At 65.4% G+C, this 13840-nt stretch carries 15 protein-coding genes; 8 read left to right on the top strand and 7 right to left on the bottom strand.

All coding sequences use genetic code 11. The features are described from left to right. Positions 1 to 205 precede the first annotated feature (205 nt). The 5 genes from ACSBOX_RS06690 to ACSBOX_RS06710 all read left to right on the top strand — a co-directional run bounded on the left by ACSBOX_RS06690 (position 206) and on the right by ACSBOX_RS06710 (position 4749). Positions 206 to 1006, top strand: a complete 801-nt coding sequence (locus ACSBOX_RS06690) for an electron transfer flavoprotein subunit beta/FixA family protein (protein WP_442545344.1) — start codon at positions 206 to 208, stop codon at positions 1004 to 1006. A gap of 14 nt (positions 1007 to 1020) precedes the next feature. Beyond that, positions 1021 to 1974 (top strand): electron transfer flavoprotein subunit alpha/FixB family protein, encoded by a 954-nt coding sequence (locus ACSBOX_RS06695; RefSeq protein ID WP_442545345.1) that lies wholly within the window; start codon positions 1021 to 1023, stop codon positions 1972 to 1974. Positions 1975 to 1979: 5 nt separating this feature from the next. Beyond that, positions 1980 to 2759 carry a PIG-L deacetylase family protein gene (locus tag ACSBOX_RS06700; protein ID WP_442545347.1) on the top strand — a complete coding sequence of 260 codons (780 nt, stop codon included), beginning with the start codon at positions 1980 to 1982 and terminating at the stop codon, positions 2757 to 2759. 74 nt (positions 2760 to 2833) lie between these two features. After that, on the top strand, positions 2834 to 3379 hold the full coding sequence (locus ACSBOX_RS06705) for a gluconokinase (protein ID WP_442545348.1): 546 nt from the start codon (positions 2834 to 2836) through the stop codon (positions 3377 to 3379). After that, the gene (locus tag ACSBOX_RS06710) at positions 3376 to 4749 is read left to right on the top strand and encodes a GntT/GntP/DsdX family permease (RefSeq protein WP_442545349.1); all 1374 of its coding nucleotides are present in this window, start codon (positions 3376 to 3378) and stop codon (positions 4747 to 4749) included. Before ACSBOX_RS06705 ends, ACSBOX_RS06710 begins: the two co-directional genes overlap by 4 nt. A gap of 93 nt (positions 4750 to 4842) precedes the next feature. Here the strand turns inward: ACSBOX_RS06710 and ACSBOX_RS06715 are convergent, their stop codons facing one another. The 5 genes from ACSBOX_RS06715 to ACSBOX_RS06735 form a co-directional block, all read right to left on the bottom strand. Then, on the bottom strand, positions 4843 to 5604 hold the full coding sequence (locus ACSBOX_RS06715) for a MerR family transcriptional regulator (RefSeq protein WP_442545350.1): 762 nt from the start codon (positions 5602 to 5604) through the stop codon (positions 4843 to 4845). 80 nt (positions 5605 to 5684) lie between these two features. Continuing rightward, complete coding sequence (locus ACSBOX_RS06720) at positions 5685 to 6548, bottom strand: anti-sigma factor (RefSeq protein WP_442545351.1); 864 nt, start codon at positions 6546 to 6548, stop codon at positions 5685 to 5687. A gap of 1 nt (position 6549) precedes the next feature. Next, positions 6550 to 7146 carry an ECF RNA polymerase sigma factor SigK gene (gene sigK / locus ACSBOX_RS06725; RefSeq protein ID WP_442545352.1) on the bottom strand — a complete coding sequence of 199 codons (597 nt, stop codon included), beginning with the start codon at positions 7144 to 7146 and terminating at the stop codon, positions 6550 to 6552. A gap of 229 nt (positions 7147 to 7375) precedes the next feature. Then, the gene (locus tag ACSBOX_RS06730; RefSeq protein ID WP_078108363.1) at positions 7376 to 7843 is read right to left on the bottom strand and encodes a tRNA (cytidine(34)-2'-O)-methyltransferase; all 468 of its coding nucleotides are present in this window, start codon (positions 7841 to 7843) and stop codon (positions 7376 to 7378) included. A gap of 34 nt (positions 7844 to 7877) precedes the next feature. Beyond that, a complete protein-coding gene (locus ACSBOX_RS06735; protein WP_442545353.1) occupies positions 7878 to 8831 on the bottom strand; it encodes a J domain-containing protein in 954 nt (317 codons plus the stop codon). Positions 8832 to 9068: 237 nt separating this feature from the next. Between ACSBOX_RS06735 and ACSBOX_RS06740 the strand changes: the two genes are divergently transcribed. After that, on the top strand, positions 9069 to 9947 hold the full coding sequence (locus ACSBOX_RS06740; RefSeq protein ID WP_442545354.1) for a diacylglycerol/lipid kinase family protein: 879 nt from the start codon (positions 9069 to 9071) through the stop codon (positions 9945 to 9947). Here ACSBOX_RS06740 and ACSBOX_RS06745 read toward each other — a convergent pair. Further along, positions 9944 to 10375 (bottom strand): hypothetical protein, encoded by a 432-nt coding sequence (locus ACSBOX_RS06745; RefSeq protein WP_442545355.1) that lies wholly within the window; start codon positions 10373 to 10375, stop codon positions 9944 to 9946. The genes ACSBOX_RS06740 and ACSBOX_RS06745 overlap by 4 nt on opposite strands. A gap of 90 nt (positions 10376 to 10465) precedes the next feature. On the opposite strand from ACSBOX_RS06745, the gene ACSBOX_RS06750 reads away from it, so the two are divergent. Next, positions 10466 to 11131 carry a helix-turn-helix transcriptional regulator gene (locus ACSBOX_RS06750; RefSeq protein WP_442545356.1) on the top strand — a complete coding sequence of 222 codons (666 nt, stop codon included), beginning with the start codon at positions 10466 to 10468 and terminating at the stop codon, positions 11129 to 11131. Positions 11132 to 11238: 107 nt separating this feature from the next. Further along, entirely contained in the window at positions 11239 to 12495 is a 1257-nt protein-coding gene (locus ACSBOX_RS06755) for a cysteine desulfurase family protein (RefSeq protein ID WP_442545357.1), read from the top strand. Here ACSBOX_RS06755 and ACSBOX_RS06760 read toward each other — a convergent pair. After that, entirely contained in the window at positions 12474 to 13712 is a 1239-nt protein-coding gene (locus tag ACSBOX_RS06760; protein ID WP_442545358.1) for an NAD(P)/FAD-dependent oxidoreductase, read from the bottom strand. The genes ACSBOX_RS06755 and ACSBOX_RS06760 overlap by 22 nt on opposite strands. Positions 13713 to 13840 lie beyond the last annotated feature (128 nt).

The raw sequence follows: 13840 nt of genomic DNA on the forward strand, positions 1-13840 counted from the left end.
CGCCCGCCGTCGGCGTCTGCCCTTTGCTGCTCGGAGCCGGAACGATCCGCGAAACAGGAGTTAATGCGGACACTCGGCGTTGTCCGACTTGTCCCGCAATATGCTTAGCTAGGACGAGCCCGTACGCTGGGCACTCTTGGCCATGCGCCTAGTTGCTGGCCATTCCCGAGCATGGAAGGCTGCCTCGAACACAGTGGGAGACACATTGAAGATTGTTGTTCTGGTCAAGCACGTCCCGGACGCGCAGTTCGACCGACACCTCACCGGCCCAGGCAACACCACGGACCGCGACGAGAGCATTCTGTCCGAACTGGACGAATATGCGCTTGAAGCTGCGCTGCAGCTCAGCGAGGACCGCGGAGGCGCGAAGGCCGGCAACGAGGTCATCGCCTTGAGCATGGGTCCCGCCGGTGCCGTGAACGCCATCAAGAAGTCCTTGCAAATCGGCGCCTCCTCAGGCGCGCATTTGAGCGACGACGCCTTGGCGGGTTCCGACGCCGCTGCCACCTCGCTGGCCCTTGCCGCGGCAATCCGGTATCTCGGCGCCGACTCGCCCGTGGACCTCGTCCTGACCGGTATGGCCTCGACCGACGGCGAAACGTCCTTGGTTCCGGCGCAACTCGCCGAGCGGCTCGGGCTCCCTCAAGTCACCTTTGCTTCCTCCTTGGAGGTCGACGGCGACCGCGTCCTCGCGCGCCGCGACGGCGACGCCCACGCTGACACCGTGGAGGCAACCTTGCCCGCCCTGGTATCCGTGACGGACCAGATCAACGAGCCGCGATACCCCAACTTCAAGGGCATCCTTGCAGCCAAGAAGAAGAAAATCGCGGCACTCACCCTGGCCGACATCGGCGTCGATGCCGCACAGGTGGGCGCCGCGGGTTCGCTGACCGCCGTCGAGACCGCCGAAGCGCGGCCGCCGCGCACTGCGGGCACCATCATCACCGACGAAGGCGACGCCGGCATCAAGCTGGTTGAGTTCCTGGCCGCCCAGAAGCTGCTCTAAGAGGATTCCGACACATGGCAAAAGCACTTGTATTCATTGACAACCCGGGCGCGGCGCTCAAGAAGAGCAGCCTGGAACTCCTGACGATCGCGCGTTCCCTCGGGGAAGTGGTGGTCGCCGTCAACGGCGAACTGCACGACGACGTCGCCGCCTCCTTGGGGGCGCACGGAGCCTCGGTGATCTACCGTCCGTCCGCCACGGACCTGGACGACTACCTGGTTGCGCCGAAAGCCGCTTATCTTGCCGCGGTAGTCGAGGCAGCCGGAGCCGGGACCGTCCTGCTGGAGAACACGGCCGACGGCAAGGAAATCGCGGCCCGGCTCGGCGTGAAGCTCAACGCCGGCGTCATCACCGACGTCGTGGGGGTCGACGCCGACGGCACGGCCCATAAGTCGGTGCTGGCCGGCTCGTACACCACCACGGCCAAGGCGCGCACCGCCGTCGCCGTGCTCACGGTCAAGCCGAACAGTGTTGACGTCGATGCCCCGGCCGCGGCAAACACGCCCGAAGCCGTCACCATCGACGTCCCGGCCGATGCCACCGCGAATGCCGCACGGGTCACCGGGCGGGCGGAAAAGCCGGCCAGCGGCCGTCCCGAGCTCACCGAAGCCAGGATCGTGGTTGCTGGCGGACGCGGGGTCGACGGCGACTTCGGTCCGTTGGAAGAACTGGCCGACGCCCTGGGCGGTGCACTCGGGGCTTCCCGTGCCGCCACGGACGCAGGCTGGATCGGCCATGACTACCAGGTTGGCCAGACAGGCAAGACCGTTTCCCCGCAGCTCTACATTTCGGCGGGCATTTCGGGAGCGATCCAGCAGAAGGCCGGGATGCAGACCTCCAAGGTCATCGTCGCGATCAACAAGGATGCTGAATCGCCCATCTTCGAAATCGCGGACTTCGGCATCATCGGCGACCTCTTCAAGGTTGTTCCGCAGGCCACCGAAGAGATCAAAAAGCGGAAAGGCTGATCCCTTTGTCTTCTGACGCCACGTCAGCAAAGAGCCCGTTCAACGCCTCCACGGAGCGAGTTGAGCGGGTGCTTTGTTTTACCGCCCACCCGGACGACGTCGACTTCGGCGCGGCCGGCACCATTGCCGCCTGGACCGCTGCCGGCGTCGAGGTCAGCTACTGCGTCATGACCGACGGCGACGCCGGCGGCTTCGATCCTGCCCACCGCGAGGAGATCACTTCCATGCGCGCGGAGGAGCAGAGGCAAGCCGCCGCCCTCGTCGGCGTGACGGACGTGCACTATCTCCATGAACGCGATGGCTACCTGGAACCGACGCACGCGGTGATCAAGCAAGTGGTGAAGCTGATCCGCGAAATCCGCCCCGACGTCGTGCTTGCCATGCACCCGGAACGCAACTGGGACAGGATCCAGAAGAGCCATCCAGACCACCTCGCCGTGGGTGAGATCGTGACCCGGGCCGTGTACCCCGCGCTCGAGAACCCCTTTGCCTACCCGGAGCTGGCGGAAGCCGGCCTCGAAGCCTACAAGCTGCCATGGCTGTGGCTCTTCGCCGGTCCTGAATCCCGTGAGAACTATTTCGTGGATGTCACCGACCATATCGACGCGAAACTGGCGGCGATCCGGATCCACGCGAGCCAGCACCCCGACCTGGAAGGCATGGAGCGGGCCGTCCGGAGCATGCTCCGGGACAACGCCTCGCGCGCCGGAATGCCCGGCGGCCGCAGCGCCGAAGCGTTCCATGTGGTCGAGGTCAACGGGTCCCAAACCATCGCCGGTTTCTGAAATTGCTGATGTGTTAGCTGTGTCATATGCTTAGTCTCGTTTAAATCATATTTAATTGAGAGAGGCAGACTTTGATGGCGAAGACTGCACAACAGCCGGTATTGGTGATCATGGGGGTCTCCGGTTCCGGCAAATCGACAGTGGCCGGCGTATTGGCCGGCCGGCTGGGTTGGGACCTCGCCGAAGGCGACGACCTCCACCCGGAAGCGAACGTTGCAAAGATGCAGGCGGGGCAAGCACTCAGCGATGAGGACCGTTGGCCATGGCTGGACATCATTGCCGATTGGATCAAAGAGCGCACCGCAGCAGGAAAGCCGGGCATCATCACCTGCTCGGCCCTGAAGAAGCGCTACCGGGACGTCCTGCGCGGCGAAGGCGTCGTGTTCGTCTTCCTCCAGGGGAGCAAGGACAAGATTTCCGACCGGCTGGCTTCGCGCCACGGGCACTTCATGCCGGCCTCGCTGCTGGAATCCCAGTTCGACGCACTGGAAGCGCCCACTGAGGACGAGAACCACATCTCCCTGTGCGTCTCCGCTTCTCCTGCTGAAGAGGCAGACGAAATCATCGAACGGCTTGGCCTTGGGGCACAGCCGGCACACACAACTGGAGATGCAGCGTGAACTGGACCGGGCACGACACCCAACTGCTTGTGGTCGCGGCTATCGGCATTGCGCTGATCGTGCTGCTGATCGCCAAATTCAAAGTCCACCCCTTCCTCTCCCTGGTACTGGGCTCGGCCTTCGTTGGCCTTGCCTCCGGAGTTGGGCTGGACAAGGTGGTCAGCAACTTCGAAGACGGCGTGGGCGGTGTCCTCAAGGAGGTCGGCCTCCTGATTGCGCTCGGCGCCATGCTGGGCAAGCTCCTGGCGGACTCCGGCGGCGCCAACCGGGTAGTCGATACCCTGCTTGAAAAGGCCAAGGGCAACAGGGTGGTCTGGATGATCACGCTGGTTGCGGTCATCATCGGCCTCCCGATGTTCTTCGAGATCGGGCTCGTCCTGTTGCTTCCGGTGATTGTCCTGGTCACCCAGCGCTCGCAGATGAAGCTCATGCGCATCGCCATTCCGGCGCTCGCGGGCCTCTCCGTGTTGCACGGCTTGATCCCGCCGCACCCCGGACCGCTCATCGCCGTCAGCGCGGTGAAGGCCGAGCTGGGCACCACCCTGGCTCTTGGGCTCCTGGTGGCCGTCCCCACAGTGATCATTTGCGGACCGCTGTTTTCCCGTTTGGCCGCGCGCTGGGTTCCCGTGGATGCCCCCGCGGTGGCCGGCGGCGTCGACACCAAGCACGCCGTCGACCTGAGCGAAGTGAAGCGCCAGCCGACCTTCCTCGTCACCTTGCTGACCATCATTTTCCCTGTGGTGCTCATGCTCCTGAAGGCCATCGCGGACATTGTCTGGCCCGATGCCGCCCACGCCCCCATGATCCGCACCGTCCTGGACTTCGTCGGGCAGCCGCTCGTGGCAATGACCCTTGCTGTGCTCGCAGCCATGGTGACCTTCGGCTACGCCGTTGGCTTCACCGGAAGCAAGATCACCGCCAAGCTTGGCAACAGCCTCGGACCGATTGCCGCGATCCTGCTGATCGTCGGCGCGGGTGGTGGCTTCAAGCAGACCCTGATCGGTGCCGGCGTCGGTGACGCGGTCAAGAAATGGGCCGAGGGCGCCAATATGTCGGTGCTGGTGCTGGGCTTCATCGTGGCTGTGGCGCTTCGCCTGGCCACGGGCTCTGCAACGGTTGCCACGGTGACGGCTGCGGGCATCGTTGCTCCCTTGGCGAGCAGCCTGAGCCCGACGCATGCCGCACTCCTTGCCTTGGCCATCGGTGCCGGCTCACTCTTCCTGTCCCACGTCAACGATGCCGGGTTCTGGCTCGTGAAGGAACTCTTCGGCCTGACGGTCGGGCAGACGTTCAAGACGTGGTCGGTGATGGAGACGCTCATCTCGGTGGTCGCCTTCGCGTTCATCATGGTGCTTTCGCTGATCATTTAGCGGGGCTGCCTAGCTAACAGCCAGTACGACGGCGGCCCGCCCCCTGTGTTTCCAGTGGGGCGGGCCGCCGTCGGACTTTTCGGCAAGAATGCGCTAACTGAGCTTTTCTGCCGCGTAGACCTTGATGCCTTCGAGCAGGTAGGGCGCCAGGCCGACCCGGACCTTGTCGTAATTGGCAGTGAACCGGGGGTCGTCCACGTACATCTGGCCGAGGCCCACGTAGGATTCTGCGTTGGGAGTCCAACTGGCGCAGATCCACCGGTAGTGCCTGCCGACGGCTGCCTGGACGTCCGGGTGGTCCGCCGGAAGGGCGGCGTCGAAGCACCGGGCAAGATCCTGGTTCAGCGCCGCGTACTCCTCCATGAAGGCCTGCTTTTGGGCCGTGGTCATCGCCGAGTGGCGGGCCTTGCTCTCCTCGACGGCCCGATCGCCCCAGCGCTCGCGCGCCTCGGCTTCGTAGGGGTTGTTGTCGAAATCCTTGAAGATGTTCTCCGCGGTCATGGTTTCTCCTTGACGTAGTGCTGCGATGGTGGCGTCGACCGTCCGGGACATCCGGTCCAGTCGGTCGCGCTCGGCCAGCAGCCAGTTCCTGTGCACGGCAAGTGCCTCCACGGGATCGGCCTGGCCATCCAGAACTTCGCCGATGGTCTCGAGCCCAAGGCCAAGTTCGCGAAGCAGGAGGATCCGCTGCAGGCGCAGCAGTTCAGGCTGGCCGTAGTACCGGTAGCCGTTGTGTCCCGTGTGGGCAGGTTCCAGGAGCCCGAGTTGGTCATAATGGCGCAAGGTCCGTGAGGAAACCTTGCTGGCCTTGGCCAGCTCTGAAATGGTCCAGGTACCTGCCTTGTCCTGCTTCATGTACCCAGCGTAAAAGTTGACGTTACGTCAAGGTCAAGCCCCGTCGCCAACGACTCCCGTCGGGCCAGGGCCCACCGCTGCTACACGAGAGGAGCCGCGGCAACCGTGGGAAGCGTCGGTTTCTTGGAGCCGCCCACAGGTTCAACCGTGATGCCGATGGCCGCCGCGCTGGAAATGCCGGAGACAACCGCCGGGTGGCTCAAGGCCTGGGCGTCCATGAGTCCCTGGGATACAGGGTCGGAGCCGTCCTTGGGAATAAGCCACATCTGATAGACCTTGCCGGCCGGGGGAGCCGGAACTCCGTTCATGCGGACCACCACGGCGTTCTTCGAGGTGGAGATCGACACCGTGGCGGTGCCGCCGCCGTTGACGTCGACGGTGGCTTGCCGGACATCGCTGGCCTGAAGCACTTGGTTCACGGGATCGTTTTGCCCGGCCACGTAGACGCCCACGCCTACACCGCCAAGCGCGATGACCGCGGCCGCGGCGGCTGCTGCCACCCAACCACGGACGCCTCCGAAGCGTCGGCGATCCCGCCGGCTCCGAGCTGCGGCGAGGTCCACGACGTCGGGGGAAACGTGCGTTGCGGCGGCGGGCGGCGCTTCGGAAACCGGCGAAGGTGCGGATGCCTCCCGAGGTTGTTCCGGGAGCTGCCGCAGAATGTCCTGCAAGAGTCCGGGAGGCGGTTCGGCCTCGTCGGCGAAGGAGGTGGCGAGGGTCTCGCGTGATTGCCTGACCCGCTCAAGGAATGCCGAGCGCTCAGGCGCGGTGGCAATGTAGTTGTCGATTTCTGCTCGCTCGGCGTCGCTCAAGGCGTCGAGGGCATAGATCTCGGCAAGCTCCAGGACGCGGCCTTCGGCAAGATCAGTAGCTATATCGGTGGCGAACATCCTGCGGAGGCCTTCCTTCCCGAAATTCCGGTTGTTGTCATCGTGTTCGGTCATGTCAGCTCACCCCCAGGCAACTCTTGAGTCGGAGAAGTCCATCGCGGATGCGGGACTTGATGGTCGGTATCGCGGCGCCGAGTTGTTCGGCGACCTCCCGGTAGGTGAGCCCGCCATAGTAGGCGAGCCGCACGGACTCCAGTTGCGTCTCCGTCAGGGTGGCGAGGCAACGGGTGACGGACTCGGCCTCAAGCCGGCTGCTGGCTTCTTCTTCCACGGAATCATGGTCAAGGAGTTGACTTGCGGCACCATATTTCGCCTCGCGGTCCGTGGCGGACTGAGCGGAGCGGACGCGGTCGATAGCGCGCCGGTGGGTGATCGTCATGAGCCACGCGAGTGGGCTGCCGGCCTCGGGATTGAATTTGCCGGCGTTCTGCCAGACCTGGATGAACACTTCCTGGGTGGTGTCTTCGCTCAGGCCGGCATCCACCAAGACGCGCTTGGCCATGCCGAAGACCCTCCTCGCCGTGAGCCGGTAGAACTCGCTGAAGGCGCCGCGGTCGCCGTCGGCCATCAACCCCAGCAATTCCGCAAGCTGCGCATTCGAGCCGGCAATCAGGCTGGGGGCCTCGTGGCCTCGCACATTGGGTGTATCCATCACCGTCCAGCATAGATTGCTCGTGACCCTGGCAGTACCAGAAGCACTGCGAGTCTTGAGAGTAGTCACCTGCGCCCCTTCCGCGGCCGCCGCTTCACCGGCCCCTTGCTTCGCAGGCCAGCTGCCCGCCCAGGCTTTGTGCCTGCATAGGGTATTCGGCGCAGGGGGAGCTTTGGATGGGTGCTACGCGGAGGTGGCTTGAGGTTGTCCAGGCGGCCGATCGGCGTGGCTAGAGTTTCGCGCCCGCAAAACCGTGTTGACGCCAGGCTTCGTACACCGCGATGGAGGCTGCATTGGCAAGGTTCAGCGAACGGAGGGACGGCAGCATGGGAAGCCGGACGCGGGCCGTGACGTGCGGATCCTGCTTCAGCCAGGCGGGAAGCCCGACGGACTCGGGGCCGAACAGCAGGACGTCGCCTTCCTCGTAGGCAATGTCCGTGTAGGAGGATTCGCCGTCGGACGTGAATGCGAAGACGCGTTCAGGCTGCAACGCCGCCCATGCCGCCTCGATGTCCTTGTGCACCGTGACTACCGCGAGGTCATGGTAGTCGAGTCCCGCGCGGCGCAGCTTCGCGTCGGAGAAGTCGAAGCCCAACGGCTCCACGAGGTGGAGCTCCGCGCCGGTGATGGCGGCGAGCCGGATGGCGTTTCCCGTGTTGCCTGGGATTTCAGGGGTGTGGAAGAGGATGCGGAACACGTATCAATCCTAGCCAGCGAAAAGAGAACCTTGCTCAGTGCATGCCGCGCAGCAACCGGGCAAGGACCGGGACAACCACGGTGTTGGGCGCGGGTCCTGAACTCAGGAACTGCTTGAGGCCGCGTGCCAGCCCGGAGGCGTTGACGATTTGCACCGATCCGAAGTCTCCGTCCGTGCGCCTGTAGTTGTCGATGACCGGCTCGTGCGGATTGCCGTCCGGGCTGTGGACCACCACCCAGCCCGTCACATTCAGTTCCGGGAAGATCTCCTGCATGTGGCGAACGATGAGCTCGAGTTGGGGCGGCGGCACCGAGCGGCCACCGTGCTTGAGCGCCACGCCGTCCCAGGCATAGGCGCCCTTGGGCAACAACATGGAACCGATCAGCGTCAAGCGGTAGCCGACAAGCAGGGCGTGATCGATGTGGCTGTCATCCGAGGGGGAGCGGAGCCCGTTGATGAGCCGTGCCGAGGGGATGGCGGGCAGGATCTGGCGGCTGATGAGCTGGACTGTCCGCATTTCGCGCTGAATGCGCGCTTCGGCGCCGAAGATTCCACGCCTCCGGGGAATTCCATGGACCTGCAAGGCGGCTTCGCCCTTGGAAATGAGAGGAACCTCCAAGGGATCATCGAAGGGCGGGACGTAGACGGGGGCGTCCCCGGCGGTGTTGCGCGGGGCATTCGGACGGTGGACCCCGGCCCGGGTTTCCGGTCCGGGAGCGCCGGTGCCGGCGTAGTCAGGCCTTTGCGCCGGGAACGGTGTTGTCCTGCCCGAAACGCCGCTCGCGTAGCGGCGGTCGTACTCCGCCCGCCGCTTGGGATCAATCAGGGTCTCGTACGCCAGCGTGACTTGTCGAAAGACTTCGGGATCCCCGCCGTGGTCCGGGTGGGCGTTCCTCGCGGCCTTCCGGTAGGCCACTTTGATCTCCTTGTCCGTCGCCGTGACGGGGACCCGGAGGACCTGATAGTGGGAACTGCTGCCCTGAGCCAACCACGGGCCTTTCTCTGGGATTCTGAAGATTCCCGCCGCCCTGTGCCGGAACGGCGATCTTGGCAAGTCTAGCCAGCCCACCATGAGAACGACGGCGGCCGGGGCTTTAGTTCCCCGGATCCCGCCCCTGCCGGTGGCATGATTCATGCTGTGAACTCCCCGGCCGGCCCCGATCATCCCTTTGACCTGTCAAGCACCGGCTCCGAGGGGCGGGGCGGTCCGCCGCGTCGAAGGATCGTGCTGGCAGTCAATCCGACCGCAGCGTTCGGCCGGCACGCCCTTGCCGGGGACGAAGCCGCCCGCTGCCTCCGCGCCGCAGGCCTCGACGTCGTCGTCCTTCGGCGCGACAGCATGGACGCCCTGCGGGAAGCGGTAAACGAAGCACTGCGTGCGGGTCCCGATGCCTTGGTGGTGGTGGGCGGCGACGGCATGGTCCACTTGGGCGTCAACTCGCTCGGCGGGACGGGCTTGCCGCTCGGGATTGTTCCCGTGGGTACGGGAAACGACATGGCCCGGATGCTTGGACTGCCCCTGCAGGACGTCCCGGGGTCCTGCGCCCGCGTGGTTTCGGCGCTCGCCGACGGCGGCCGGCTGATCGACGCGGGCCGCGTAACTTCCGGCGGACGGACCATGTGGTTTGCCGGGGCGGTGTCCGCGGGATTCGACGCCGCTGTCAATGAACGGGCGAACTCCTGGAAATGGCCCAGGGGTACGCTCCGCTACACCCTCGCGATGCTCCGGGAGCTCGGATCGTTCCGGGCCATCAACTACACCGTGACGGCCGACGGCGCGTCATCCCGGGAGGGTGCCATGCTGATTTCCGTGGCCAACGTCCCATCGATCGGCGGCGGGATGCGCATCGTCCCGGATGCCGCGCCCGACGACGGGTGGCTGGATCTGTTTGTCGTCAAGCCCCTGTCCCGGCTGGCCCTCCTTGCGGTGTTCCCGAAGGTCTTTTCCGGCCGGCACACCTCGCACCCGGCGGTGGAAATCCGCCGGGTGCGCTCGGTGCGGCTTGGTGCGGAGAACGTGGTGGCCTACGCCGACGGGGAGCGGATCGGTCCCCTCCCGCTGGAGATCGACGTGGTTCCGGGCGCCCTGCGGGTATTGGCCTAAGCAGGGCCGTCAGTTTGCGAGGCGACGGCCAGGCGGTTGAGCGCGAGCGCGCCCACGAGCAATCCGAAGTCCCGCAGCGCGACGTCGAAGAAGTTGCCCAGCACCAGCAGGTTCACGATGATGCCCAGAAGCCACACTGCCACCAGGAGCGAACCAAAGCGAGGGCGGACCGCCACTGCAAGGCCGGCCACGATCTCCACGACGCCCACGATGTACATGAACGTCTGGGCCGGGACCGGAATCACGGAGGTGGCCACTGGCGCCAGATAGATCGTCCAGTGGGTGAGCAGATTGGTGAACTTGTCCAGTCCGAAAATGATCGGCGCCACGGTGAACACGGTCCGGAGGAGCAGGAATGCCTGCCGCTGGGGATCCATGGACATCAGCGATCCGGTTTTCGCTTGGGCCGGGGATGATGCGGTACTCATGATGCCTTCTTTCTAAAAGTGGATAACTTGATTTTAGAAAGCTTGGAAGGATTAAGCAATGAGTGTTGATTTTAGAGTTAAGCTGGATGCATGACCGGACTTCCCTGGCTGCGTCGGCTTTCCGCGCTGGCATCCCTCGACGACGGCAATCGGCGCCGCTTGTACGAGCACGTCTGCGGCGCAAAAGACGCGGTCAGCCGCGACGATGCCGCGATGGCCCTCGGACTTCCGCGCAGCACGGCGTCCTTTCACCTTGACCGGCTGGTCCGTGACGGGCTCCTGAGTGTCGAGTTCCGCAAGCTCGGGGGCAAGGTCGGTCCGGGTTCCGGGCGCCCTGCGAAGCTGTACGCCCCTGTCATTGAAGAGGTCGGCGCCTCGGTGCCTGAGCGCCACTACGACCTCGCCGGCGAAGTGATGGCCTCGGCCATCCAGGCCTTGATGGCACAGGGTGGCTCCCCCCGCGAAGCCCTTCTCGAAACCGCCTACGCCCGGGGCCGCGAGGCCGGGAGCGTCGAGCCGCATTTCGAGGACCTCCTGGCGAACTATGGTTACAGGCCGGAAGCTGACGACGACGGCGGATACTCCCTGGTCAATTGCCCGTTCCATCGGCTGGCCGAAAGCCATACGAGCGTCGTCTGCGCCATGAACGGCGCCTTCCTGAGCGGAGCTGCTGCCGCGTGCGGAATCGCCGAGGACCGGATCGCCGATGACAACCGCGAAGGCCATTGCTGCGCCAGGATCCGTCCGGCATCGTGATCCGTCCCGCGGATTAGTCCCGCCGATTAGTCCTGCCGATTCGGGGGTGGCGCGGCAACGCGCCTTCGCCCGGAGCCTGGATCCGCCGGCCTCGATAGACTTGGATAGTGCCCGTTTACCTCGACCATGCCGCCACCACGCCCCTCGCCGCTGTAGCCCTCACCGCCATGACCCGCGAGTTGGCACGGACCGGCAACCCGTCATCGTTGCATGCTTCCGGACGGCGTGCCCGGCGGTCCGTGGAAGATGCGCGGGAGGCGATTGCGGCAGCGGCCGGGGCGCATCCTTCCGAGCTCATCTTCACGTCCGGGGGAACCGAGGCCGACAATCTTGCGGTCAAGGGGATGTACTGGTCCCGCCGCGACGGGGACGGCCGGCGAAAGCGGATCCTTTGCTCCGCCGTCGAGCACCATGCGGTGCAGGACACCGTCGAGTGGCTTGAACGGCACGAAGGCGCCGAAGCGGTCTGGCTCCCCGTCGATTCCCAGGGCGTGGTGCGGCTCGATGCTGTGCGGGCGGAGATCGAACGCGACCCGGGATCGGTGGCCCTGATCACTGTCATGTGGGCAAACAACGAGGTGGGTAGCATCCAGCCTGTCAAGGAGATCGTGGACATCGCCGCCGCCCACGGCATACCCGTGCACTCGGACGCAGTCCAGGCGTTCGGCTCGATTCCCCTGAGCTTCCGCGAATCCGGGCTCGCCGCGATGTCGGTCTCCAGCCACAAAATCGGCGGACCCGTCGGCGTCGGGGCCCTCTTCCTGGGGCGTTCCACCAAGGTCGTTCCCGTCCAGCACGGAGGCGGGCAGGAGCGCGACGTGCGCTCGGGGACCCTGGATACGGCCTCCATCGCGGCGTTCGCCGCCGCGGCCGAGTCTGTTTCCCACAACCTGGTGGCAGAGCGCGCGCGGATCGGCGCCTTCCGTGACCGGATCATCGACGGCGTGAAGGTCGCCATTCCCGAGGCGGTGCTCCGCGGCGCGACCGGCGACGCGCGGCTTCCCGGCAACGCGCACTTCACGTTCCCGGGCTGTGAAGGCGATTCCCTGCTGTTCCTCCTGGACCTCGCTGGAATCGAATCCTCCACCGGCTCCGCCTGCACCGCGGGGGTCCCCAGGCCCTCGCACGTCTTGCTTGCCATGGGGTTGGACGAGGACACCGCCCGCGGGGCGCAACGATTCAGCCTGGGGCACTCTTCGAACGACGCCGACGTCGACGCCCTGCTCAAGGCCCTGCCGGACGCGTATGCCCGGGCGAAGCTTGCGGGAATGGCCGGTCACGAGTCCAGTATCCAAACCGCAGCCACCGTGGCCCGGAGCCACGGCAGCGTCCCCGCCGGCGATCAGTTTCCGGGCAGCAGCTGATCCAGCGGAACGGCAGGATCAGCCAGGCGGTCCGCATCCACCGGGATGCGCCCCGAAATGAGCGCCTTCACGGGCTTCTGTACCCGCTGCTGGTTGACACTCATGCCCGCCACCACCGCACCGTCCCGTAGCCAAAAGGCGAGGAAACTGTTCTCCTCCAACGCGCCGCGGATGACGGGAACGGACCCTGCCGCGAGGGTGGGATATCCCCAGTACTCCATCGAGACGTCGAACTGGTCCGTGTAGAAATACGGGACGACGTCCAGCATCGCGTCCTGTCCCAGCATCGCCTTGGCTGCGACCTTGCCGCCGTTGAGGGCGTTGGACCAGTGCTCGCTTCGGTGGTGATCGCCGGTGAAGGGGTGGAGGGCGTTGGCGACGTCTCCGGCCGCGAAGACGTCCGGGCTGCTGGTCCGGAGCGAAGAATCCACCACGATACCGTTGCGGATGTCCAGCCCGGCGGCTTCGGCCAGGGTCGTATCCGGAACTAGGCCGACCGCCACTACCACGAGGTCGGCAGGAAGCACTTCGCCGGAGTTGGTGACAACGGCGCTTGCCCTGCCCCCGGTGCCGGTGATTTCCGCTGCGCTCGCAGGGAGCCGGAACTGCACGCCGTGCTTTTCGTGCACGCTGCGGAAGAAGCCGCCCAGTTCGGGACCGATGGCCATGCTGAGCGGGACGTCTTCAAGCCCCAGCAGGGTCACGCTGTTGCCGTAGCTGCTCGCGGCTGCGGCAAGCTCCATGCCGATCCAACCTGAGCCGATCATCACCACACTCCGGCCTCCGCCGGACAGTTCTTCCTTGAGCCGCCGGGAATCATTGAAGGTCCGGAACGTCATGACGCCCGCAAGATCGGAACCGGGAAGCGGAATCCGGCGCGGCTGCGCACCCGTGGCGATCAGCAGCTTGCTGAACTGAATCTCGGTTCCGGATCCCAGCTTCACCGTGTGGGCGGCCGGATCGGCAGCCGCGACCTCCTCGCCAAGGAGGAGTTCGACGTCGTTCTCCCGGTACCAGCCGGCCCCCAGCACCGGGACGGTATCCTCGTCAGCCTTGCCCAGGAGAAATTCCTTGGAGAGGGGAGGGCGCAGATAGGGCAACTCATTCTCGGCGCAGACCACGGTGATGCGGCCCTGGAAACCTTCGGAGCGCAGGGTCTTGGCCGCCGTGGCGCCGGCCAGTCCGCCGCCTGCGATAAGGATGTGTTCAGTGTCCATGGTGACTCGATTCGCGGGGCGTGGGCGGTTCGCGTGGCCAGGCTGCGTGCGGGTGAATGCGCGTGCGGCCGGAATCTAAAACTGTTTATTTTGACTTTAGAATCGTTCGCGACGGTGGTCAAGGCATT

This window comes from Arthrobacter sp. KN11-1C, from assembly GCF_052180225.1.
GTDB lineage: Bacteria > Actinomycetota > Actinomycetes > Actinomycetales > Micrococcaceae > Arthrobacter.

Excerpts from the sequence above, each read along its gene's own strand:
- ACSBOX_RS06695 (WP_442545345.1), top strand. The coding sequence starts at position 1,021 with ATGGCAAAAGCACTTGTATTCATTGACAACCCGGGCGCGGCGCTCAAG.
- ACSBOX_RS06705 (WP_442545348.1), top strand. The coding sequence starts at position 2,834 with ATGGCGAAGACTGCACAACAGCCGGTATTGGTGATCATGGGGGTCTCC.
- ACSBOX_RS06715 (WP_442545350.1), bottom strand. The coding sequence starts at position 5,604 with ATGAAGCAGGACAAGGCAGGTACCTGGACCATTTCAGAGCTGGCCAAG.
- ACSBOX_RS06720 (WP_442545351.1), bottom strand. The coding sequence starts at position 6,548 with ATGACCGAACACGATGACAACAACCGGAATTTCGGGAAGGAAGGCCTC.
- sigK (WP_442545352.1), bottom strand. The coding sequence starts at position 7,146 with ATGGATACACCCAATGTGCGAGGCCACGAGGCCCCCAGCCTGATTGCC.
- ACSBOX_RS06745 (WP_442545355.1), bottom strand. The coding sequence starts at position 10,375 with ATGAGTACCGCATCATCCCCGGCCCAAGCGAAAACCGGATCGCTGATG.
- ACSBOX_RS06750 (WP_442545356.1), top strand. The coding sequence starts at position 10,466 with ATGACCGGACTTCCCTGGCTGCGTCGGCTTTCCGCGCTGGCATCCCTC.
- ACSBOX_RS06760 (WP_442545358.1), bottom strand. The coding sequence starts at position 13,712 with ATGGACACTGAACACATCCTTATCGCAGGCGGCGGACTGGCCGGCGCC.